We start from the raw sequence: 23,049 nt of genomic DNA on the forward strand, positions 1-23,049 counted from the left end.
GCATGAGTTCGCCAGATATGACGCGCTGTTGCCGGATAAGATCGACTGCGCGTTTGACCTGCTGTACTTCAAGACGGCGGTGGTCGCCGGCGGCAAGGTGCAGTTTTACCAGCTGAGCCAGGGCCAGACAGGCCATGAGTCCACGCTGAAACCCCTGCCCGAGATGACGCTTTCGCTGCCTGACGATACCGACGAGGTAACCATGCTTCAGTTCAAATACGTAGGTATCCGCAAGCAGGACGGCATCCACTTCTTGCGCTATGACACCAAGAAAAAAGCCTGGCTGGCCGCGACGGAGATACCGGATTTCGACCTGCATGGCCGAGCCAGCTTGCCCGAGGCAAAGCAAGACTGAGCGTGACCGCCGGCTGTTGAGGTATGGACGTCCAAATCTTTTAGCGGCTATCCCATTGCATTCCTGCTGCTGCGGCGCAACACTCCGACGCTACCCTAACGACTGACGCGAAGAACCTGTGAGCCTGCAAACCCCTGCGGACGCCCCCGCACTTGATAAGCCCTGGATTGTGATGAAGTTCGGCGGCACCAGTGTCGCTACGCTGCCGCGTTGGCAGAACATCCAAGAACTGGTCGCCAGCCGCCGCGCCGAAGGCGCCCGTGTGCTGGTGGTGGTTTCCGCGCTGTCGGGCATGACTGACGCGTTGAAACACATGTGCGCTCAGGGCGAGCAGGGCAAACGTATCGAGGCGGCCAAGGCGATCACCCAGCGTCACTACGAGCTGCTTGAGCATATGCAGCTAGCCTTGCCCGATACGCTCGCCGCACGCCTGAGTGACTTGGCGCGATTGGCCGAGGAAGGCCCGGCCGCGATCGGCGAGCTGGCCTGGGCGGCCAAGGTGCAAGCGCATGGCGAGCTGTTGTCCAGCGCGCTGGGTGCCTCCTTTCTAAGCCATAGCGGCTTGCCCACTCAGTGGCTGGACGCACGTGACTGTCTTGCCGCCGTCGCGCTGCCCAACCAGAACGAGCGCACCAAGCTGCTGTCGGCGATGGTCGACGCCAAGCCCGACCCGGCGTTGTCCGCACGGCTGGCCGCACTCGGCGAGGTCTTCATTACCCAGGGCTTTATCGCGCGCGAATCGCAAGGCCGCACGGTGCTGCTGGGCCGTGGCGGCTCGGATACTTCCGCCTCGTACTTCGGTGCCTTGCTGAAAGCGCAGCGGGTGGAAATCTGGACCGACGTTGCCGGCATGTTTACCGCCAATCCGCGCCAGGTCGCCGGGGCACGGTTACTGCAGCGACTGGATTACGAAGAGGCCCAGGAAATCGCCTCCACCGGTGCCAAGGTGCTGCACCCGCGCTGCCTGTCGCCGCTGCGCGAGCCGCGCGTGCCGTTGCTGATCAAGGACACCAACCGGCCCGAACTGGAAGGTACGGTGATCGGCCCCGAGGTGCGCGAGCACGCGCCCAGCGTCAAGGCGATCAGCGCGCGCAAGGGCATTACCCTGGTGTCGATGGAGTCGGTAGGCATGTGGCAGCAGGTCGGCTTTCTGGCCGACGTGTTTGCCCAGTTCAAGCAGCATGGCTTGTCGGTCGACCTGATCAGTTCGGCCGAGACCAATGTCACCGTGTCGCTCGACCCCACCGAAAACCTGCTCGATTCCGATGCCATCGCTGCGCTGGCCAGTGATCTGGCCAAGGTTTGCCGGGTCAAGGTGATTGCCCCCTGCGCGGCGGTGACCATGGTCGGCCGCGGTATGCGCTCGATGCTGCATACGCTGTCTGGCGTGCTGGCCGAGTTCGGCCAGCTGCGGGTTCATTTGATTTCGCAGTCGTCGAACAATCTCAATCTCACCTTCGTGGTGGATGAGAACGTGGTCGATGAGCTGCTGCCGCACCTGCATGATTTACTGATTGCCGCGGGCGCCTTGCGCACCGACGACAGCGCCTTGTTCGGTCCAAGCTGGCAGGCCTTGTACGGCAGCGGTGAGCTACCGGCGCCGGAAGCGGCATGGTGGCGCACCGAACAGCGGCAGCAACTGCTGGCGCTCGGTGCCCAAGCAACCCCGCGTTACGTTTACCACCTGCCCACCGTGCGCCATCAAGCGCGCGAGCTGAAATCGCTGGCGGCGGTCGACCGGCTGCATTACGCGGTCAAGGCCAATACCCATCCCAGCATTCTGCGTGCGCTGGCCGAAGAAGGCTTCGGTTTCGAATGCGTGTCGCCGGGCGAGTTGAAGGCGGTGATGGCGGTAGTGCCGGCGTCGGCGCCGCTGTTGTTCACGCCTAACTTTGCGCCGCGCGAAGACTACGCCTGGGCGTTGACCACGCGAGCCACGGTGTCGCTCGATTCGCTGTACCCGATGGAGCATTGGGGCGAGCTGTTCCGTGGCCGTGAAATCGTGCTGCGCATCGATCTTGGCCGCGGGCTGGGGCATCACGAGAAAGTGCGCACCGGCGGCAGCGGCAGCAAATTCGGTTTGCCGGTGGAGTCGATCGACGCCTTCCTGCGGCTGGCCGATGCCCATGGCGTCACCGTGCGCGGCCTGCATGCGCATCTGGGCTCAGGCATTCTCGACGAGGGTCATTGGGGCGAGGTGTACGCGCAGCTGGCCAGTCTGGCCGAGCGCATCGGCAGCGTCGCCTTTATCGATATCGGCGGCGGTCTGGGCGTACCTTCGCATCCGGGAGAGGCGCGGCTGGATATCGCGGCGCTCGATCGGGTGCTGCGCGAGGTCAAGGCGGCTTATCCGCATTACCAGTTATGGATGGAGCCGGGCCGTTACCTGGTGGCCGACGCCGGTGTGTTGTTGACCCGCGTAACCCAGCAAAAGGGCAAGGGCGCCTTGCGTTACCTGGGTATCGACACCGGCATGAACAGCTTGATCCGCCCCGCGCTGTACGAGGCCTGGCACGAAATCGTCAACCTTACGCGTCTGGACGAGCCGGCGACCGGTCTGTTTCAGATCGTCGGGCCGATTTGCGAGAGCGGTGATGTGCTGGGTACCGATCGCCGTTTGCCGGAGCCGCAAGAGGGCGACGTCATGCTGATTGCCCAGGCCGGTGCCTATGGCAAGGTGATGTCTTCGGAGTACAACATGCGCGATGCGGCTGAAGAAATCGTGATCGATTGATTGCCTCCCTCTCCCCGTGCGGAGAGGGGCGGCGCCATAGAGACTTGACGAGTGAGCAATGTGATCCAACCGCGTCTGACCCAGGTATTTCGTTTCGTGCGTTCAAGCTATGCCGATGGCGTGGCCGAGTTGGTCTATGCCTTCGATGACGGTGAGGAGTTGATCGAGCGTGTGCGCTTTCCGCAGGCGCCGGTCGTGCCCGCCGCGCGTGCCGACGCATTCAACGCCGCGCTGCGTTTGCTGCATCTGATTGCCGGTGTCAGCTACTACAAGGCCGGCGTGCCACCAAAGATCGAGGTGAGCGGTGAGCCGCTGGACGACAGCACCGCCGACTTGCTCGATGCTTTGTATTTGCATGGGCTGGCCGAGTTCGCCTATCGCAACGGCCTGGATTTGCGCGGACGTATTGCGTTTCCGCGTGGCGGTCAGGCCAAGCCGGCGGTCGGCAAGCTGGGGTTGCCGCAACGCAGCCTGGTGCCGATCGGCGGCGGCAAGGATTCCCTGGTGGCGGTGGAGGCGATCAAGTCGATCGACGGCGAAGCGACCGCCGTATGGGTCGGCAATTCGGCCTTGATCGCTGCGTGCGCGGCGCGTACCGGGTTGCCGACGTTGAATATCCAGCGTGAATTGGCGCCGGGCCTGTTCGAGCTCAATCGCCTGGGCGCGTGGAACGGGCATATCCCGGTTACCGCGGTGAACTCGGCGATTCTCTCGCTGGCGGCGATCATCTACGGCTACGACAGCATTGCGTTTGCAAACGAACGCTCCGCTTCGGTGGCCACGCTGGAATACGAAGGGCAGCAGGTCAATCACCAATGGAGCAAGGGCTACGCTTTCGAGCAATTGCTGGGTGACTGGCTGCATAGCCATGTCGCGGCCGATCTCGATTATTGCTCGTTGCTGCGGCCGTATTCGGAGTTGGCGGTGACCCGTGCCTTCGCCAAGCTCACGCCGTATTTCGACGTGTTCTCCAGCTGCAATCGCAACTTCAAACTGCTTGGCCCCAAGCCGGCGGGTCGCTGGTGCGGGCAGTGCCCGAAATGCCATTTCGTGTTTCTGGCGCTGGCGCCGTTCCTGCCCAAGCCGCGCCTGCTTTCCATCTTTGGCCGCAACCTGCTGGATGACGAAACCCTGGCCGCCGGCTTCGATGCCTTGCTGGAATACCAGGATCACAAGCCGTTCGAATGCGTCGGCGAGGGCGCTGAGGCGCGCGCGGCTTTGTATGCGCTAAGCCAGCGGCCGGAATGGCAGGAAGACGCCCTGGTGGCGCGCTTCCGCAGTGAAATCCTGCCGCAGATCGATATCGCCGAACTGGCGCTGGAGCCATGGCTTGCGCCGGCCGGTAGTCATCGAGTGCCGCCGCGCCTGCGCCCGGCGCTGGCCGCTATCGATCAGTAATCGGGCATGGGCTTTCCACTCGATCAGGCCTTAATCGATGCGGCGGTGGCGCTGGCAAACCACCGTTATCCGCAGGGAGAGGCAGTGGTTGCGGCGCTGCGAACCGCGAGCGGCAAGGTGTTGACCAGCGTCAGCGCCGAAGCGCGCGTCGATGCGGCTTGTCTGTGTGCGGAAACCGGGGCGATCTGCGAGGCCCATAAAATCAACGAGGCGGTCGTCGCCAGTGTGTGCTTGTATCGACAGTCCGCAGCCGACCCGCTGCAGGTGCTTCCAGCCTGCGGTATCTGCCAGGAGCGTCTGGCTTTCTGGGGGCTGGATGTGGAAGTGGCCGTGCCGGATACGCGGCCAGGGCATTTCTGGCAATCCAGAACACTGAGAGAACTCAGACCGTTTTATTGGGATGAGCCAGGCAGCTAGCCCATCGATACACTGGCTTGGCGCCATAGCCAGCGGATTTTCACCTTTCACCCTTGCCTAGCGCCTGCCAGCGCCTAGCCTTCGAGTAGACCCAGATGCACATTGTTGAGCTTGCTGATCGCCGCGTCGCCATCTGGGGTTTCGGTCGCGAAGGACAAGCGGCGATCAAGGCGTTGCGCAAACGTCTGCCGCAGCTGCCCTTGACGCTGTTTTGCAGCGAAGGCGAGCTGGCGTCGGCGCAGGCTTTCGATGCAGCACTCACCGTGCACGGTCACGAGCCGGATGCGATCGACCTGGCTGCCTTCGATGTCGTGGTGAAATCGCCCGGTGTTTCGGCGTACAAGCCGGCATTGTTGGCAGCGCGCGAAGCGGGGCTAAAAGTAACCTCGGGCACCGCATTGTGGTTTGCGGAAAACCCGCAGGCACGAGTCGTGGCGGTTACCGGTACCAAGGGCAAAAGCACCACCACCGCCTTGCTGGCGCATCTGGCCCGCGCGCTGGGCCTACGCACGGCGTTGGCCGGCAATATCGGCATGCCCTTGCTTGAATTGGACGGCCAATCCGCCGAGTTGTGGGCGATCGAGTTGTCTAGCTTTCAAACCGGCGAAGCCGGGCCGCTGGCATTGGGCGTCATTACCAGCCTGTACGAAGAGCACCTCGATTGGCACGGTTCGCGCGAGCGCTACGTGGCCGACAAACTCAAGCTTGCCGACGCCGCCGAGCAATTGCTGGTGAACGGTTTGCAGGCGACGCTGCTGGATAAAACATCGGATTACCCGCAGCGCTGCTTATTCGGCCAGCCGCAGGGCTGGCATGTGCGCGATGGTTTTATCTGCCGTGCCGACCGCAAGGTATTTGCGCTGGCCGAGCTGTCGGTTCCCGGTGAGCACAACGCGCTCAATGCTTGCGCGGCGCTTAGCGCACTGGAGCTGATGGGCTACGACGCGGTCAAGGCGGCAGCGGCCTTGGCGAGTTTCCACCCCTTGCCGCATCGGTTGCAGCCGCTGGGCCAGCGCGATGGTTTGTATTGGGTCAACGATTCGATCGGCACCACGCCACAGGCCACGCTGGCGGCGTTGAACAGTCTGCGGGGGCAGGCGGTGACGGTAATTCTGGGCGGCCATGACCGCGGCGTGGATTGGTCCGAGGTGGCTGCCGCGATGGGCCAGCAGCCACCGCATGCCATCGTGGTGCAGGGCGCGAATGGCCCGCGTATTGCGGCGGCATTGCAGGCCGAGCCATTGCACTGCGCGCTTGAGCAGGTTGCGGATCTGCCCACTGCGGTGGCTAGAGCGCGCGAACTCACCCCGCTGGGCGGCTATGTGCTGTTGTCACCCGGCGCCCCGAGTTTCGACCAGTTTCACGACTACACCGAACGCGGTCGCCGTTTCGCCGAGCTGGCCGGTTTTGATGGCCACGCTATTACCGGCATCGAGGGCCTGGGTATTCGTTGACGGGTCTTGCTTGAAGCATCCAGCGCCATGCGCGCCGACGTGTGGCGCACTGGCGCTGGCCGCCGTGACCGCGGGTCACGAGCGTGTCCGGACGATATCGAGGTAGCTGTTCGCCGGCATCGTCATGCCCAGCCATGCCGTCGGCGATGCAAGCAGCATGAGCAGCATCCAGCCGCTCGATTTCCATCGTGCCAGCGAGATGGCGCTCATGGCCGTAGCGGCGCGATTGCGTCGCCGGCACGGCGGCTGCGCCGTCGGCGTCGCCGCTATCTCATTGCGGATCAGTGCACCGTATAGCCGGCCAGACGCCAGGTATTGTCGCCATCGAGATGGAACGAAACCAGCTCGCGTACGGGTTGGGCTTCTTTGCTGAAGGTGGTGGCAAAGACCACGTTGATATATTCGCCGGCGGGGATCTTCTGGCCGTTCGATTGCGTGCGCGTTACTGCCTCGACCGTGCGGGTCTTTACGCTGCCCAGGGTCTTGCGATCAGTGGCTGCCTGCTTGATGAAGGCGTCGCGGGTGGCCACGCTCTTGGCGACGGTGGATGCGCCGTCCCAGATGTCGCCGGCCTGGTTCTGATCGATCTGCTGCGCCACCTGGGTCGCGGCCTGGGCCATTTGTTGATTCTGTTTCGCCAGCTGGGCTTGTTGCTCGGGCGTCAGCGTGTTGGCTGCCTGGGCGGTGGGGGCGGGTGCCTTCGCCGCCTGCTGTGCGTTGGCGGCAACGGCGGTGCTGAGCAAGAGGGCGGGCAGCAAGAACTTCACGAGCATGATGGGCTCCCTGAAAGGCGGACACGGCCGCCGTGCGCGAGCAACGTTAGCATGCTGCCCGACGCCAGCGGTGTTCCGTCACCGCTGGGTCGCCGCTTTTCAGCGTGGTTCTGAAACGCTCGTCATCACCAGATTTTCACGCGTGCCTTCGGGTCGAGGTAAAGCTTCTCGCCTGCCACCGGTTTGAACGCGTCATACCAGGCGTCGATATTGCGCACGGTTTGCGCGCGGAATTCGCCCGGCGCATGGCCATCGGCGACCAGTTGCTGACGCACTGCGGCATCGCGGGTCTTGGTGCGCCAGGATTGTGCAAAGGCCAGGAAGAAGCGCTGGTCGCCGGTGAGGCCGTCGAGCACCGGTGCGGGTTTACCGTTAAGCGATTTTTGATAAGCGGCGTAGGCAATCGCCAGGCCAGAGACATCGGCAATATTTTCGCCCAGCGTTTGCTGGCCGTTGACGTGCAGGCCCGGCAGCGGCTCATAGGCGTTGTACTGCTCGACCAAGCGCTGGCCGGCCGCTTTGAAATGCGCCTGATCCTCTGGCGTCCACCAATTGGCGAGGCGGCCCTGGGCATCGAATTCGGCGCCGGTGTTATCGAAGCTGTGGCTGATTTCGTGGCCGATCACCGCGCCGATGGAGCCGTAGTTGGCCGCTGCATCGGCTTTGGGATCGAAGAATGGCGCTTCGAGAATCGCCGCCGGAAAGTTCAGCGCGTTCTGCAACGGCAGGTTGACCGCGTTAACCGTTTGCGGGGTCATCCACCACTCGCCGCGATCGACCGGTTGATCGAGCTTGGCCAGCTGGTGCTGGTACTCGTAGGCTTCGGCGCGCAGGTGGTTGCCCAGCGCGTCGTCTTTACGGATATCCAGCGAGCTGTAGTCGCGCCAGGTTTCCGGGTAACCCACACCGACCTTCAGCGTCTCGATTTTTGCCTTAGCCTTCTGTTTGGTCGCTGCCGTCATCCAGTCGATGGTGTCGACGTGCTCGTCGAAGGCGGCCAGGATATTGCTCACCATCTGCTGCACTTGCTGCTTGGATGACGCCGGGAAATAGCGCTGTACATACAGCTGGCCGACCGCATCGCCGAGGTCGTTGTTGGTCATGCCGATGCCGCGCTTCCAGCGATCGCGCTGCTTGGGCGTGCCTTGCAAGGTGTGTCCGTAGAAGCCGAAGCTGAGATCGGCATAGGCTTTGGGCAGCAGGCCGGCGCTGTGATTGATGGTGTGAAAGGTGAGGTAATCCTTCCAGGTTTGCAGCGGTTCGCTGGCGGTCAGTGCCGACAGCTTGCGGATCGCGTCCGGCTGCCAGGCGACGATGGTTTTTTGCTTGCCCAGGCCGGCGGCATCGAAATAGCTAGCCCAATCGAGGCCCGGCGCAGTCTTGGCGAACGACGCGGCAGGCCAGGGATTGTTCGCCTTATGCACGTCTTCGCTATCGGTCAGGCTGAGCTGGGCCTGGGCGATCTTGGTCTCCAGCGCAAAAATCGCCTTGGCCTTCGTCTCAGGATCGGTGATGCCGGCAAGCTTGAGCTGGGCGGCGATATAGGCCTGATACTGGCCGCGGAACGCCACCATCTCTTTGTCGTCGGCGATGTAGTAGTCGCGGCTGGGCATGCCCAGGCCGCCCTGCAGCAGATAGGCGACGTTATGCGAGGTATCTTCCAGGCCCTGGGTGATGAACAGGCCGAACAGGTTTGCGGTGCTGAAGTTGGTCGCATTGACCGGATCGACATCGGTGCGCAGGCCGCCGCCCAGGACACGGGCCAGATCGGTCGCTGACTTGATCGCGTCGATCTTGCTCAGCTGCGGCTTGAGCGGATCCAGACCATGCTTTTCGATCGTCGCTTCATCCAGATACGCCGCATAGTAATCGGCAATCTTGCGTGCATTCGATCCCGCCGCCGGGTTGCCCTTGCCGGCATCGCGAATCAGCTCGGCATTGCGCTTCTCGATTTTCTCGAAGACCTGCAAAAAGATCCCGGTGCTGGAGCGGTCGGCGGGAATCACCGCGGTCTTGCGCCAGAGGCCGTTGACGTAGCCGTCGAAATCGTTGCCCGGCTTGACCGCCTTGTCGATGCCGGCGAAATCCACGCCTGACGAGTTGCTCTTGCCGGCGGCTGAGGCTGGCGCTGGCTTGGGCGCGTCTGCCGCAGCCAAACTGGTTGCACTGCCAAGCACTGCTGCCGTCAGAATCCATCGAAATCGCTGCATAACTGTCCCCAGGCGTGAAAGAGGCGCCCAAGATAGTCCCAAGATCACGGCCTTGTGTGCATGACCAATGGGCTAGGGCCTGTTCACGCTATTAGCGTAGCCCGCGTTGTCGTTGAGTGGCTGCCACCTGGCAGCCACTCAGCGACAACCCGAAGGGCCGGGTCTGTTTGCCCGCAGGGCGGCGTCATCGCTCGGTCGTGTACGGACGTACACTCCCTCACTCTTCCTTGCCCTGCGCGCAAACAGATCCCGGCGCGGGCTACGCGAATAGCGTGAACAGGCCCTAGGTAGTTCACGCCGCCAGCACTTCGATGGGCGCATGCTGGATTTGGCTGGATGGCACGCCAGCCCGGGCCCTTCGACGCTTTGCATCCATTTTTGCTGATGCCCCATGCCCCGGGCTCGCACCCTGTTGCCCATCTAAAGCCTAGGGCATAGGTGTTGATTGAGCGGGAATCTCAGGTTGCGCTTTTCACCCGCATAAGAGGCGTGCCTCACGCTTGAGCTTCTGCTCGCTCGCCGGGGGATAGCGGCCGTTATGCCTTAATAGCGGCATCGGTTTTCATGTAGCCTCCTAGCGGCTCGCAGCGCGTTGGCGTTGCCAGGCTAACCACAATCACGTCAGGAAGCTGAGATGGGCAGGACGGTTGGAGCGATATCCCTGGGTGCGCTGTTACTTGTCTGCGCGGCCCATCCGGCGTGGGCGGCGCTCAATGCACAGGGGCAAAAAGAAGTTACCGCCTTGCTGACCTTCGTCGGCAGCAGTACTTGCACTTTTATCCGTAACGGCAGCGACTACGATGCAAAAAGTGCGCAGGATCATTTAAAGACCAAGCTCGATTATCTGCAACGCAAGCAGTTGATCGATTCCGCCGAAGATTTCATCGCCCGCGCGGCCAGCACCAGCAGCATGAGCGGCAAACCGTACATGGTGCGTTGCGATGGTCACGAACTGGCCTCCGCCGATTGGTTGCGGCAGGAGTTACAGCGAATGCGCCAGGTCACGCCTTAGGGGTTGAAGATGCTTGGCCGCAGCAGCGCATGGCTGCTGCGTGGCCCGTTATTTCTCGTAGCGGTAATTCAAGCTGGCGCGATTGAAGTCGGTGGCGTTCTGCGCCTCGAAATTCCAGCGGTGGCTGAGCTTGTAGCGCAAGGTAATGACTTGGCCGGGCTCGAACAGACCGACGCCGTAGCTCAGGTAAAGACGCGGTGAGAGGTACTTGCCCACGGTGAAGGCCGAGGTGCCGCCGAGTGCCTCATTGGTGGACACACCGATATCGTCCACGCCGATCTTGGAGCCAATGCTCTTGGCCAATAAATCGCCTGCGGCCGAGCCCAATGCCTGCGCGGCGGCGCCGACCATGTTGCCTTCGCCGCCTTTGACCTGCGACAGCGGTTTGCCGGTAATCAGGTAAGAGAGTGCGTCCGATTGTTCCATCGTTGGATTGGAGAACACGGTAAGTACCGGCCGCTGCGCGGTGCCGGAGACATACAGGCCGACTTTCTGCCCCTCGTCGATGGTCGCATTGGGGTTGAGCTTGCGTACGGCGCGGATGTCCAGGCCAGGGTTATCGATAGGCGTGCTGGCAAATAGCAGGCGGCCTTGCTCGATCTGCAGGCTTTGGCCATAGGCTTTGTAGATGCCATTGACGGTGATCTGGCCCTGGCCGGTAGTGCTGCGGCCGGGGCGCTCGCTGACGGTGAGTACGCCTGAGAGTTTGCCGTCCAGGCCCAGGCCGACCAGGTGGGTTTTGTTGCCGAGGTCCACTTTGACCTGCGCGGTAATCGGCAGCTTGGAGGCTTGCTGCTCTTGCTGCTTTTCGTCGACCAGCACAACATCGGAGGATGCCCGGGTAGCACCGGCGCCCGGCAATTTGGAGACATCGACATCGGCGCTATCGAGGTTGACTGCGCCGCTGACATCGATGCCTTTGGCGTCTTGCGTGATCAGCAGGTCGGGGGAGACCACCACCTTGGCGGCAGGAATATCGGCCACGGTGAACTGGCTGCCCTTGATGGTCAGCCGCGCTTGCGCGTTTTCGCCGAGGCTGGCCAGGCCATTGATCGCTACATTGCCTTGGCCGGAGCGGGCGCCGCCATCGATGCGAAACTGCTGCGCATCGGTGGTGCTCAGGGTCAAGGCGCCGTCGTTGAGCTTGAGCCCGGCCACGGGTACTTCGGCAGCGAAGCCACGCACGGCCGCCTGACCGGTGATGGCCGGTTGCTTGAGGGTGCCGCCGAGGCGGAAATTGCCGTCGATGGCGCCTTTGACATTGGCGATTTCATTGGTCAGCAACTCGATAAAACCGAGGTTGGCGATGCGTAGCTCGATCTGCCCATCAAGCGCCTGTTGCGCGCCGCTGATGCCTACGCGGGCGTCGATCTGACCGCCATCGCCCAGGTTAGCGCGCAGTGTCGCGCGCTGACTGCTGGGGCTGAGCTCGGCATTCAATGCAAGGTCGCGATAGGCCAGCAAGGGGTGCTCAGGATGCTCAAGATAGGTCAGCGAACCCTGGCTGGAGGTGATCGATGCCGTGCCATTGAGCGCGCCAGCGGCGCTGCGGCGGATCTGCCCGTTGCCGTCGAGCACGCCGTCGCCGCGCATCGGCATGTTGGCCGATGCCGCGCTCATCAACAGCGCCAGCGGCAGCTGCTGCAAGCGGTAGCTGGCGTCGAGGTTGCCGGCTTTATCCTGCTTCGCCGCCACGCATAGTTGCGGCGTGCCGGCACTCAGGCAAAGCTCGGACAGGCTCATGGCGCCCTCGTTATAGCTCAGCTGCGCCGGCTGCAGCAGGCGCCAGCGTGGCAGTCCCTTGGGTTCCAGATTCAAGGTAGATAGCGTGCCGTTCCAGGCGGTGCCCTTGAGTGCGCCATTGAGTGCTATCTCGGCCGAAAGCTCGTTGCCCTGCGCGGTCAGCTGCAGGTTATGCCGCGCCGCGGTGCCATCACCGCGCAGGTTGATGCTTTGGAAGCTAAGCCCGCCCGCGCCCACGCCGCTGGTTTGTAGATCCAGCTTGCCGCCAGGGTTGCTGATGTCGGGGATATCGGCGGTCAGGCGCAGGCTATCGATCTTTTGTTCTTGATAGCGGATCGCCTGGCCTTGCAGGTTGCCAGTCACGGCGAGCTTAGGTGGTTTGCCACGGGCGCGAAAATCGCCGTTCAAGGCACCAGCCGCGTCGGGCAGCCAGTCGCCGAGTGAGGCGATGGCCAGGTTGATGCCGATATCGTTGCTGCTGCCGGGCTTGGCCTCGATTCGTACCTTGCTGCTGGCAGAGCTGAGTTCGAGTTTGCCGTCGATGACTTGATCGGGGCTGAGGTGCAGCTTGCCCTGGCCGCTCAGGTCGCGATCGCGCAAGCGGCCGCCGAGCTTGCGCAGGTCGAGCACTGCATCGGGCTGGTTTTTGGGCAGGCTGCCGTTGCTGGCGATGTCGAGATCCAGTGCGCCACTCCAGCCGGCGAACAACTGGCCGGGATCGAACTTGTTGGCGTTGATCTGCAATTGCCAGCCCAGCGTCGGTTGCAGGGTGAGCGTGCCGTTGGCTTGCAGATTGCCTTGGGCTTGCTTGAGTCCGAGGCTGTGCAAGGCAATCGCCTGCGGCGTGCCGTCCAGGTTCAACGCCAGCTTGGCCAACTTGCCAGGGGGGCCGATATCGATATCGCCTTCGGCATGGAATTGGTCGGCGCTGCCCTTGGCTTTCAAGCTGCCGCGGCTGAGCAGATCCTGGCCGGCCACGCTGGCCGGCAGGGCGAGATCCTGCCAGCTGACGTGCAGCTCGGCGCTGATGGGCTGGGCCGAAAGCTGCACGGTGCCGCTGGCGTTTACGCTGCCCTTGATCTGCGCTGAGGCAAGACTGAGCTGCTGCAGATTCAAGGTGTGGAAATCGTCACTGAAGCGCGCCTGCAGCGGTTGCAGCCGCAGTTGATAATCGTTGAGACCGAGTTGGCCGTTGAGGGTGCCGCCATGGCGATCGCCGCTGCCTTGCAGCGCAACCGCCAGCGCGGTCAGTGAGCTGCTTCCGAGCAACGGTTTGGGATTGAAACTCGGTGCGTCGAGTTTGGCCGTCCAGGCGTATTCAGCACTTTGAGCCACGTTAAGTTCAAGCTGCGCCACCATCGGCTGGAGCAGCTTGAAATCTACCTTCACCTGCCGGCCATTGCCGTGGGCTTCCACGCTGCCGGCGTATTCAACGTCGGCAACTGTCCAGGCAAAGCTCGCGGCGCCGTCAGCCTGTTGGTTGGCGCCGATGGCCAGGGTGCCATCGAGATCGGCATGGCCTTGTGGCGCGCGCAGTACCAGCGTCTTCAGCTGAAGACCCTTGGAGGTCCATTGACCGGCCAGATCCAGGCTGTCGCTCTGGAACACCGGCTTATCTTCCTGGTGAACATTCACCTTGCCGACGTGCACGCGGTCGATGACGAAGTCCATCGGCGGTTTGAGCGAAAAACTGCTTTCACTAGGCGGTTCGTCGGCGGCCGGCTTGGCTAGTGCTACATCGATACCGTCGGTTTGCAAGTTGACGATATGCAAGCGCTTGCGCAGCAGTGGCCATACGCGCAGATCCAGTTCGGCGCTGGCCACTTTGACATCGAGGCCACGGCCATCGGCATAGCGCACACCTTTCAACTGTAGCGGGCCTATCAAGCGCCCCTGCGCATCTTGCACGCTAAGCGCGCCATGGGTGAAGCCTTGCGCGCGAGCCAGGGCGAAACGCAGGCCCGAGCCGGTGCCAAGCAGCCAGGTCAAGGCTGCCACCAGCAGTAACAGCAATACGCCAAGGGCGATAGCGATACGCTTGATCCAGGTTTTCATCGCGCAACATCCTTAACGGCGAAGTCGTGGCCTCGTGCGGTCTGCATGTTTTTCTGGCGGTTCTCCCTGCGCATGTTCACAGGTCCGGTCCGATCACCAGATGCAGATTGATGCCGTGATTGTTCTTGTCGTTAATTGGCGTGCCCAGATCGAGCCGGATCATGCCTACCGGCGATAACCAGCGCACGCCCAGGCCGGCACCGACCTTCGGCCGGTAATCGACGCCGTCGAAGGCATTGCCCGCATCGACGAAAGCGGCCATGCCCCAGTTCTTGGTGAAGTAATGTTCTACCTCGGTGCTGGCGACCAACAGGTTTTTGCCGCCGATGACGCGGCCAAAGGCATTTTGCGGGCCGATCGTTTGAAAGCCGTAACCACGCACCGAGCGATCACCGCCGGCAAAGAAGCGCAACTGCGGCGGTAGCGCGCTGAAATCGTTGGTCCAGGTAAAGCCGGCGCTGCCGCGCAAGATCAGCCGGTCGCGCTTGGTAAACGCGCGAATCCATTTGGCATCGAGGGTGAGATCGCTGAAGCGCGTGTCCGACAACAAGGTGCCGACGGTGCTGCGTGCAGTGATGTTGACAGACCAGCCGCGGCGCACAAACGTAGGGTTGTCCGCCTCTTTGCGTGACAACGAAGCCTCGGGATAGAACAAGGTGCTGCGGCCATGCTCGATGCCTAGCGTGTTAGTGCTCTCACCGCCCTTTTGGCCGACCGTGAAGGTGCCTGACAACGCGTGCAGGCCGATGGTGCGGGTCCAGCCGTACCAAAGACGGGTTTCGTTGCCGACCAATTCCAGCGTGCGCGACTTGGAGGTATCGGTGTTCGCATCGCGATAATTCGCGCCGAAATTGAAGCTGCGCTGGTCGCTGCCCGGCATCGGAATGGAGTAGGTGGTGGACAAGGTTTTTAAACGCTGCGCCAGCACGATTTCGTTCTTCCATTTGTGCCCGCGCGCATTGATCCAGCGACGTTCCATGCCGCCGCGCACACCCACGCCGGTATCGGTGCCGATAAACGGGCCGCCGGTATAAATGGTGCGCTTGGCCGGCGCCAGCTCGACTTTTACGTTGACCTTGCCATGGCTCTTGGCATCGATGTCGGGCTGCACATTGACCACCGAAAAGTAATCGGCGCCGTTCAGTGCCTGCTGCAACTGCAATAGCTGGTCTTGATCGAAATAGTCGCCCGGCTTGAAAGGCACATAGCGGGTGAGAAAACCCTCGCGAAACTGCGAACCATCGAACAGCACCTGACCATAGCGATAACGCTGGCCGATATCCCATTCGAGTTTGATGACCGCGCTGCGGGTAGTGCGACTGACCTCGACTCGGTGGGTGACAAGCTTGGCATCGAGAAAGCCGCGAGCAGTGAGACTGCTGCTCAATGCATCGCGTGCGGCGTCATAGCTGCCATCGTTGAGCGGCTGGTCTTTCAACCGCTCGATGGCGCGCTCGGCGCGGCGAACCGAGGGAATATCGAGCGCCTCTTTGGCCAGTTTGACCTCGACCTGGGTCACTTTTACCGGCTCGCCCGGCTTTACATGCAAGGTGACACGCCAGTCTTTGCCGGATTGTTGCAAGTTGCCTTCGATGGTGGCGTCGTAATAACCGTACGGCTGCAACGATGACCTTACCTGCTCGGCGGCACGCGTATACAAGTGCTGTGCTTGCGCCTCACTGACCTCGCGATTGGCATATTGCGATAACTCGACGCCGGCCACGACCGCCGCCTTGAGCGTGTCATCCACTCCATCCACGGTCAGTTGCACGCCGGCATGGGCCCAGACGGGAAACAGCAGCAGGGGTAGGGTGATCAGGCCAGGGCGTCGTTGTCGGCGCATCCGTAGATTCCGTCTACTAAGGGAATAATGGACTCGTTGAACAAGTTCATTCGGTTTGCAGCTTACCGGGCTGAACGTTGACCGCAAATGTACCGGGGGGCGTTGAGGGGTCGGACGATTCCTAAATGTGATGGAGGGGGAGTTTGGTTTGGTGGGGCCTGATGGTGTGTGTGAATGAGTGTTGATGTTTGTGCTTGTGGGGGCGCGCTGGTTTGGTGTTGTGTGGCGAGCTGGTCGCCTGCGGCGTGTTTTCGCACCCCTGCCGGGGTCCGAGTCACTTTTCTTTGCGTGGCCAAAGAAAAGTAACCCAAAGAAAGGCCAACCCCGCTTGTCGCCCTACGGGTGCGTGAGGGCTGGCCGGGCTTTTCGACAGGGCTCCTGCCCTGGCGAAAAGGCATCGACGTCCATGTCGATGCCCCTACGGGCCTGATCGTCCAGCCCTCACCGACGCACAGGGGCCCCGAAGGTCAAAGGCAAAAGCGAGAGCAATGGCAACAGCCAAAGCCAAAGCAGTGCAGCGTGACGGCAACAAACCCTTTCCTTCTCGGCGACTGCATGCAGTCGCACCCGAGTGCGCGCAGGACGCGCGCTGCTGTTGGGCCCCCTTTGCCGCGGTGAGGCCTGGTCGACAGGCCCGCAGGGGCATCGACAGGGACGTCGATGCCTTTTCGCCAGGGCAGGAGCCCTGTCGAAAAGCCCGACCTGGCCTCACGCACTCGCAGGGCAGGATGCCCGTAGAGCGCGGCATGGGGGTGCTCTTTCTTTGGGTTACTTTTCTTTGAGCACGCAAAGAAAAGTGACTCGGACCCCGGCAGGGGTTCGAAAGCCCGCCGCAGGCGAGCCAGTTCGCGCTATCACCGCAAGCAAGCGAGCAAGCCCGCCGCAGGCGAGCCAGTTCGCGCTATCACCGCAAGCAAGCGAGCAAGCCCGCCGCAGGCGAGCCAGTTCGCGCTATCACCGCAAGCAAGCGAGCAAGCCCGCCGCAGGCGAACCAGTTCGCGCTATCACCGCAAGCAAGCGAGCAAGCCCGCCACAGGCGAACCAGTTCGCGCTATCACCGCAAGCAAGCGAGCAAGCCCGCCGCAGGCGAACCAGTTCGCGCTATCACCGCAAGCAAGCGAGCAAGCCCGCCGCAGGCGAGCCAGTTCGCGCTATCACTGCAAGCAAGCGAGCAAGCCCGCCGCAGGCGAACCAGTTCGCGCTATCACAACAAACAAGCCAAGCCCCACACCGAGAAGGATCACCCTCGATCCTTCCCTCGCAAGCACTCAACCCGCCTTATCCCCAGCCTTATGCGCAATCCAGGCACCAACCACCGCCGATACATACGGAATCGCCTGCGCAGCAAGAATAAACATCCACAGCATGCCCTCGATGTACTGCGTACCGTAATTCGCCGCCATACCAATCACGCAGAACAGCAACGCACTAGCCATCAACAACTCTTCGCGCACCGGTGCGAAGGCGGCGAAGTTACTGCCGCCGAGGCGGCGGCTCTTGGCGGTGACGACGAACGAAGTCTTCTCGCGGGTCAGGCCGTGCAAAATGCCGCGTGCAATCGCATGCGACAAACCCATGCTGGCCAGCGAGGCCATCAGCGTGTCATACCAACTGCAGGGCACGCGGGCGCGGTAAAGCACGATGCCGAAGATCGCCTTGGCAAAGAAGAACCCGATCACCGGCACCAAGAACAGCTGCATCGGCAGATTGAACAAGGCGGGGAAGGCGACCATGCCGGCGGTCCAGAAGATCGCCATCAGGGTGAACAGCAAATGCAGGGCGTCGGCGAACCAGCTGAACCAGCCGGTAAGGAAGTGGAAGCGCTGGCCGGCGGAGAGCGGGCCCTTCTTGGTCATCCAGTTCCAGCGGCCTTTGAGAATCTGCATGGCGCCGAACGCCCAGCGATAACGCTGGCTCTTGTAGGCCTTGAAGTCCGCGGGGGTCAGGCCTTTGCCCATCAATTCGTCGACATAGACCAGGTCGTAGCCGGCATGCATCAGGCGCAAGCCCAGCTCGGCGTCTTCGCAAATGGTCCATTCCGACCAGCCGCCGGTGCCTTCCAGGGCGGAGCGGCGGACCATGGTCATGGTGCCGTGCTGGATGATGGCGTTGCGCTCGTTGCGGTGGTGCATGCCGATGCGGAAGAAGCCGTCGTACTCCCACGCGGTCATGCGGCGGAAGGTGTTGTGCTCGAACTCGCGGTGCGCCTGCGGGCACTGCACCACGGCGACCTTGGGGTCGTGGAAGTGGCCGGTAAGCGTGGCCAGCCAGTCGGCGCGTACTTCGTAGTCGGCGTCGATCACCGCCACCACGTCGGCGCGCGGGTCGGTTTCTTTCAGGCCGAAATTGAGCGCGCCGGCCTTGTAGCCAGGCCACGGTTCCAGATGGAAGAAGCGGAAGTGTTTGCCGAGTTTCTCGCAATACTCCTGCACCGGCTTCCAGACATTCGGATCCTTGGTGTTGTTGTCGATCACCAGCACTTCGTAATTGACGTAGTCCAGCGCGGCCAGCGAATCGAGCGTGACGATGACCATTTCCGGCGGCTCGTTGTAGCAAGCCAGATGGATCGACACGAACGGCTGTTTCTCCGGCGGGTCCGGGCGCAGCATGCCGGCGTGACGTACCCAGCGCGGCCGCCACAGCACCTCGGTGAATTCAAAGCCGTTGATCAGCAGAATCGCCAGGATCGCGATCTGCGCCGGGAACAACAGCACCAGCATGGTCCAGTCGATCCAGCTCAGGTAATAGTTGAAGGGCAACGTGGCCGACCACACGATCAAGCCGCAGGCCAGCTGGATCAGGCCGGCGAAGAAGAAGCGGCCCATCAGTTTGAAGCGACGGAAGTTGTACGCGAACCAGATCATCGGCAGCAGCGCCAGCAGGCTGGCGGCGAAAGCCTTCCACGGCCACTTCACGTCCTCGGTGACCGGGCCGGTGAACGGGAATTTCAGCTTGCGATCGGCACTGAACATGCCCCAGTAGGCTTCGGTACGACCGGAAAGCTGTTCTTTCCACGGCTGGTCGAAGGCCTCCATCACGTAGTAATCGATGTTTAGCTTTTTGGCCTTGTTGAACCACTCGCGCAGAAAACGTGCTTCGTTGGAGACCGACGGATCGGCGTACTTGAAGCGGTTGCCGTTGGAAGGCCAGCCGATTTCGCCGATCACCACCGGTTTATTCGGAAACATCTGGCGCAACGTGTTGTAGCTGCCGAGCGCATCGCCGATGGCGTCCTTACGAGCGATGCCGTTCCAATAAGGGAATAGATGCACCGTAATGAAGTCGACGTGGTCAGCCAGTTCCGGGTTCTTCGCCCAGATATGTGCGGGCTCGGCGATCGACACCGGCTGGTTGATCGCCGCGCGCACGCGGTCGGCATAGGCCATCAGCTGCTCAGGCGTCACGTTGTTACGGAACAGCACCTCGTTGCCGACGATGACCCGCTTGATCGAGGTGGGGTAGCGGCGCGCCTGGGCAATCAGCGCCTCGATCTCCCTCTCGTTGTTGTCCAGGCGGTTGTCGATCCAGGCACCGGCCAGCACATTCAGGCCGTTTTTGTCGGCCAGCCGATAGACCTGCGAATTCTCCAGCATCGAGTACGTGCGGATGCGCGGGCTGTACTGGCTGATCAGCTTGAGATCGCTGTTGATCTCGTCATCGCTGGGAAAGTCCAGCTTCAACGGGTTCTGGTAGCGCTGGAACGCGGAAAGCGCAAAGCCGCCAATCGGGCCCTTCCAGTCGTCGGGGCCGTTTGGGAGGTTGCTCCACCACCACAGGCCAATGTTCATGGCAGCCACGACGAGCGCGAGCAGGATGGCTGCAAGCCGAGGATTCCGGCTATCTGGACTGACTGGTGTAACGCTCAAAACGATCCCCGTGGCCGCCTCACACGAGGCCTGAAAGCCCGGCGAGCTTACTAACGCTGGGCGATTGGCTCAATAAAGACCGTCTGCGGTGGTCAGCCTCAGGTCAGGCGTTGAGGCTACAGCTGGGTTTTGTGCGTGTTGCCGGACCGGCCTCGGGCACCGTCCAGGGATGCCTGTATGAGCCGGGGCGGCTTGAGCTGCAGACCCGTGCCGGGAATTGTCGCGCATGGCCCGGTCTTAGCCGCCAGCGCAACACCGGGGCGGGTCGCCAGTGCGAGCGGGGAGGAGCATCTTGCCCGCTATACCCGTCGAGGCGCCCGAGCCGCTGCGCCGGTCAATAACAAAAAGGGCCGCGAGAGCATGCGCGTTGCGCCCGCTCCCGCGGCCCTGCATGCAGGGGGATAGGTGAATGTTTACTTCAATAGCGAACGCAGCATCCAGGCTGTCTTTTCGTGTTCTTTCAAGCGGCCGGTGACCAGGTCGGCACTGCCTTCGTCACCCGCGCCGCTGGCGGCCTTAATCGTCTGGCGCGCGGTGTGCGCGGCGATCTCGTGGCCTTCGACCAGCTGGTTGACCATTTCTTTCCAGTCCGGCACGCCGGACTCTTCCTTGATCGAGGTGAGCTTGCCGAACTGGCTGTAGGAGCCGGGGGCGAACACATCCAGGGTGCGGATGCGCTCGGCCACTTCATCGGCGGCCAGCCACAGTTCGTTGTATTGCGTTTCGAACATCGTGTGCAGGCTGTTGAACTGCGGGCCGGTGATGTTCCAGTGAAAGCTATGGGTTTTCAGGTAGAGCGAGTAGGTGTCCGCAAGCAGCTTGGAGAGGTGCTTGGCGATTTGTTCGCGCTCTTTCTTGGGGATACCGATGGAGACGGCCATGAAGTGCTCCTTACCTGTGGTGTAGATGAGAGACGTGGTCGAGCTTAACGGGCTGGGCCGGCAGGGGGAAATGCATCTTGCCAATGTCGGCCATAGTGTGCGGCTATCATGTGCAGTCCCATGAGTAACGTATCCTCTTCATCGATGACGCCCGAGGCCCAGTTGCGCACCCTGCGCAAGGCCTTGGATGGCGTTTCCAGCCGCGATTTCGGCCGTTTGCTCGGCCGTTGGCGGGCGTTGTCGCGCAAGGCCGACGAGAAAAAGCTCACGGCGCTAAAGGCCGACATCGACATCTCCGCGGCCAGGCGCCGCGCTCGCCTGGCGGCCAAGCCAACGATCCGGCTGGATGAATCGCTGCCGATCACCGCGCGCGCCGACGACATCGTCAAGCTGATTCGAGAAAACCAGGTCGTAGTGATTGCCGGTGAAACCGGCTCTGGCAAGACCACCCAGTTGCCCAAGCTGTGTCTGGCCGCCGGCCGTGGCGAGGCGGGCATGATCGGCTGCACCCAGCCGCGCCGCCTGGCCGCGCGCTCGGTGGCACGCCGGGTGGCCGAGGAGCTGGGCACGCAGCTTGGTGATCAAGTCGGCTTTCAGGTGCGCTTTACCGATCAGGTCTCCGAGCAAAGCCTGATCAAGTTCATGACTGACGGCATCCTGCTGGCCGAGACGCAGGGCGATCCCTGGCTGAGCGCCTACGACACCATCATCATCGACGAGGCGCACGAGCGCAGCCTCAATATCGATTTCCTGCTCGGCTATCTGAAGCGGCTGGCGCTTAAACGGCCGGAGCTGAAGATCATCGTGACTTCGGCCACCATCGACACGGCACGTTTCGCCGAGCATTTCGATGGCGCGCCAGTGGTCTCGGTCGAGGGCCGTGCCTATCCGGTGGAAGTGCGTTGGCGCTCGCTGGATGAGCTGGCCGCGCGGCGTGGCCAGCGCGCCGGCGATATGCAACAGGGCAGCGCCGAGCACGTGGCCGCGGTATTGGATGAAATCAGCCATGACGATCCGCGCGGCGACGTGCTGATCTTCATGCCGGGCGAGCGCGAAATCCGCGATGCGCATTTGTTGTTGTCGCGCCGGCAATATCGCGAGACGGAGATTCTGCCGCTGTATGCACGCTTGTCCGCGGGCGATCAGGATCGCGTGTTCAAGCCGGGCACCAAGCGACGCGTGGTACTGGCGACCAATGTCGCGGAGACCTCGCTGACCGTGCCGCGCATTCGCTATGTGGTCGACAGCGGGCAGGCGCGGGTCAAGCGTTATAGCCAGCGCAGCCAGCTGGAGCGTCTGCACGTCGAGCCGATTTCGCAAGCCGCCGCCGATCAGCGCAAAGGTCGCTGCGGCCGCGTCGGCCCCGGCATTTGCTATCGCTTGTATGACGAGGCTGATTACGCCAGCCGCGCCGCGTTTGCCGACCCCGAGCTGCTGCGTTCGTCGCTGGCCAATGTGATTCTGCGCATGCTGTCGCTGCAATTGGGCGAGGTGGACGAGTTTCCCTTTCTCGAAGCCCCCGATCCGCGCGTCGTTGCCGACGGTTATCGGCGCCTGGCGGAAATCTCGGCGATCGACGAGCAGCGCCGGCTTACCGCGATTGGCCGCATGCTGGCGCGCTTGCCGATCGACGTGCAGCTGGCGCGCATGCTGGTCGAAGCATGCGGCCTTTGTCGATCCCAAATCCGATGTCATGGGTGTGCTCAACCTGTGGCGCGAATATCACGCGGTGCACGAAGAGCTGACCCAGTCGAAACTACGCGACTGGTGTTCGCGAAACTTCCTCAGCTTTATGCGTATGCGCGAGTGGCGCGAGCTGCATCGGCAGTTGTTGCTGGTGACGCAGGAGATTTGGGGAGCGGGGCATGGGGAACGGGACGCATTGACGTCGCAGCCACCCAAAGCGGCGGTGGACAACAGAAGTGGCAACAAAAGCGCTACGAAGAGCAGCAAGGATAAGGGCAACGGTGACGCTCATGTTCCCCGTTCCCCGCTCCCCGTGCCCGACAACAACGACGCCGATCGTCTGTATGAGAGCGTGCATCGCAGCCTGTTGGCCGGCTTGCCGACCCAGGTCGGTCGCAAAGACGAGAAGGGTATTTACCTCAGCACGCGCGAGCGCCGCTTCCAGGTATTCCCGGGCTCGGCTTTGTCCAAGCTGCCGCCGAACTGGATCTTCGCCACGCAGATCCTCGATATCGGCGGCAAGGTCTGGGGCATGATGTGCGCGCGCATCGAGCCGGCATGGATCGAGCAGCAGGCGGCGCATTTATTGCGCAGCGCCTGCCGTGATGCGCATTGGTCGAAG

General features: G+C 62.3%; 13 protein-coding genes and 1 pseudogene. 7 read left to right on the plus strand and 7 right to left on the minus strand.

Annotated features, from left to right (window positions below; all coding sequences use genetic code 11):
• The 5 genes from OUZ52_RS16435 to murD all read left to right on the plus strand — a co-directional run.
• Positions 1 to 355: hypothetical protein (locus OUZ52_RS16435; protein WP_266159624.1), on the plus strand; the 355-nt coding region annotated here is incomplete at its 5' end.
• Positions 356 to 473: 118 nt separating this feature from the next.
• Entirely contained in the window at positions 474 to 3,089 is a 2,616-nt protein-coding gene (locus tag OUZ52_RS16440) for a bifunctional aspartate kinase/diaminopimelate decarboxylase (protein ID WP_266159625.1), read from the plus strand.
• Between the two features lie 51 nt (positions 3,090 to 3,140).
• Positions 3,141 to 4,487: a UDP-N-acetyl-alpha-D-muramoyl-L-alanyl-L-glutamate epimerase gene (gene murL, locus OUZ52_RS16445; protein WP_266159626.1), complete on the plus strand. Its 1,347-nt coding sequence runs from the start codon at positions 3,141 to 3,143 to the stop codon at positions 4,485 to 4,487.
• 6 nt (positions 4,488 to 4,493) lie between these two features.
• A complete protein-coding gene (locus OUZ52_RS16450; RefSeq protein WP_266159627.1) occupies positions 4,494 to 4,904 on the plus strand; it encodes a cytidine deaminase in 411 nt (136 codons plus the stop codon).
• Between the two features lie 95 nt (positions 4,905 to 4,999).
• Positions 5,000 to 6,358 (plus strand): UDP-N-acetylmuramoyl-L-alanine--D-glutamate ligase, encoded by a 1,359-nt coding sequence (murD, locus tag OUZ52_RS16455; protein ID WP_266159628.1) that lies wholly within the window; start codon positions 5,000 to 5,002, stop codon positions 6,356 to 6,358.
• Positions 6,359 to 6,433: 75 nt separating this feature from the next.
• Here murD and OUZ52_RS16460 read toward each other — a convergent pair whose 3' ends face one another.
• The 3 genes from OUZ52_RS16460 to OUZ52_RS16470 all read right to left on the minus strand — a co-directional run bounded on the left by OUZ52_RS16460 (position 6,434) and on the right by OUZ52_RS16470 (position 9,341).
• Positions 6,434 to 6,568: a hypothetical protein gene (locus OUZ52_RS16460; protein ID WP_266159629.1), complete on the minus strand. Its 135-nt coding sequence runs from the start codon at positions 6,566 to 6,568 to the stop codon at positions 6,434 to 6,436.
• 71 nt (positions 6,569 to 6,639) lie between these two features.
• Positions 6,640 to 7,131 (minus strand): DUF4019 domain-containing protein, encoded by a 492-nt coding sequence (locus tag OUZ52_RS16465; RefSeq protein ID WP_266159630.1) that lies wholly within the window; start codon positions 7,129 to 7,131, stop codon positions 6,640 to 6,642.
• 125 nt (positions 7,132 to 7,256) lie between these two features.
• Complete coding sequence (locus OUZ52_RS16470) at positions 7,257 to 9,341, minus strand: M13 family metallopeptidase (RefSeq protein ID WP_266159631.1); 2,085 nt, start codon at positions 9,339 to 9,341, stop codon at positions 7,257 to 7,259.
• A gap of 634 nt (positions 9,342 to 9,975) precedes the next feature.
• On the opposite strand from OUZ52_RS16470, the gene OUZ52_RS16475 reads away from it, so the two are divergent.
• A complete protein-coding gene (locus OUZ52_RS16475; RefSeq protein ID WP_266159632.1) occupies positions 9,976 to 10,353 on the plus strand; it encodes a YfeK family protein in 378 nt (125 codons plus the stop codon).
• Positions 10,354 to 10,401: 48 nt separating this feature from the next.
• On the opposite strand, the gene OUZ52_RS16480 is transcribed toward OUZ52_RS16475, so the two are convergent.
• From OUZ52_RS16480 to OUZ52_RS16495, 4 genes are all read right to left on the minus strand, one after another.
• Positions 10,402 to 14,151 (minus strand): translocation/assembly module TamB domain-containing protein, encoded by a 3,750-nt coding sequence (locus OUZ52_RS16480; RefSeq protein WP_266159633.1) that lies wholly within the window; start codon positions 14,149 to 14,151, stop codon positions 10,402 to 10,404.
• A gap of 76 nt (positions 14,152 to 14,227) precedes the next feature.
• Positions 14,228 to 15,994 (minus strand): autotransporter assembly complex protein TamA, encoded by a 1,767-nt coding sequence (locus tag OUZ52_RS16485; RefSeq protein WP_266159634.1) that lies wholly within the window; start codon positions 15,992 to 15,994, stop codon positions 14,228 to 14,230.
• A 1,268-nt stretch (positions 15,995 to 17,262) separates the two neighbouring features.
• Positions 17,263 to 19,782, minus strand: a complete 2,520-nt coding sequence (locus OUZ52_RS16490; protein ID WP_425493866.1) for a glycosyltransferase family 2 protein — start codon at positions 19,780 to 19,782, stop codon at positions 17,263 to 17,265.
• A 491-nt stretch (positions 19,783 to 20,273) separates the two neighbouring features.
• Entirely contained in the window at positions 20,274 to 20,741 is a 468-nt protein-coding gene (locus OUZ52_RS16495; RefSeq protein WP_266159636.1) for a Dps family protein, read from the minus strand.
• Positions 20,742 to 20,861: 120 nt separating this feature from the next.
• Here OUZ52_RS16495 and hrpA point away from each other — a divergent pair.
• Positions 20,862 to 23,049, plus strand: a pseudogene (gene hrpA / locus OUZ52_RS16500) (ATP-dependent RNA helicase HrpA); the annotation flags it as partial.

Source organism: Dyella silvatica, assembly GCF_026283955.1.
Lineage (GTDB): Bacteria > Pseudomonadota > Gammaproteobacteria > Xanthomonadales > Rhodanobacteraceae > Dyella_C > Dyella_C silvatica.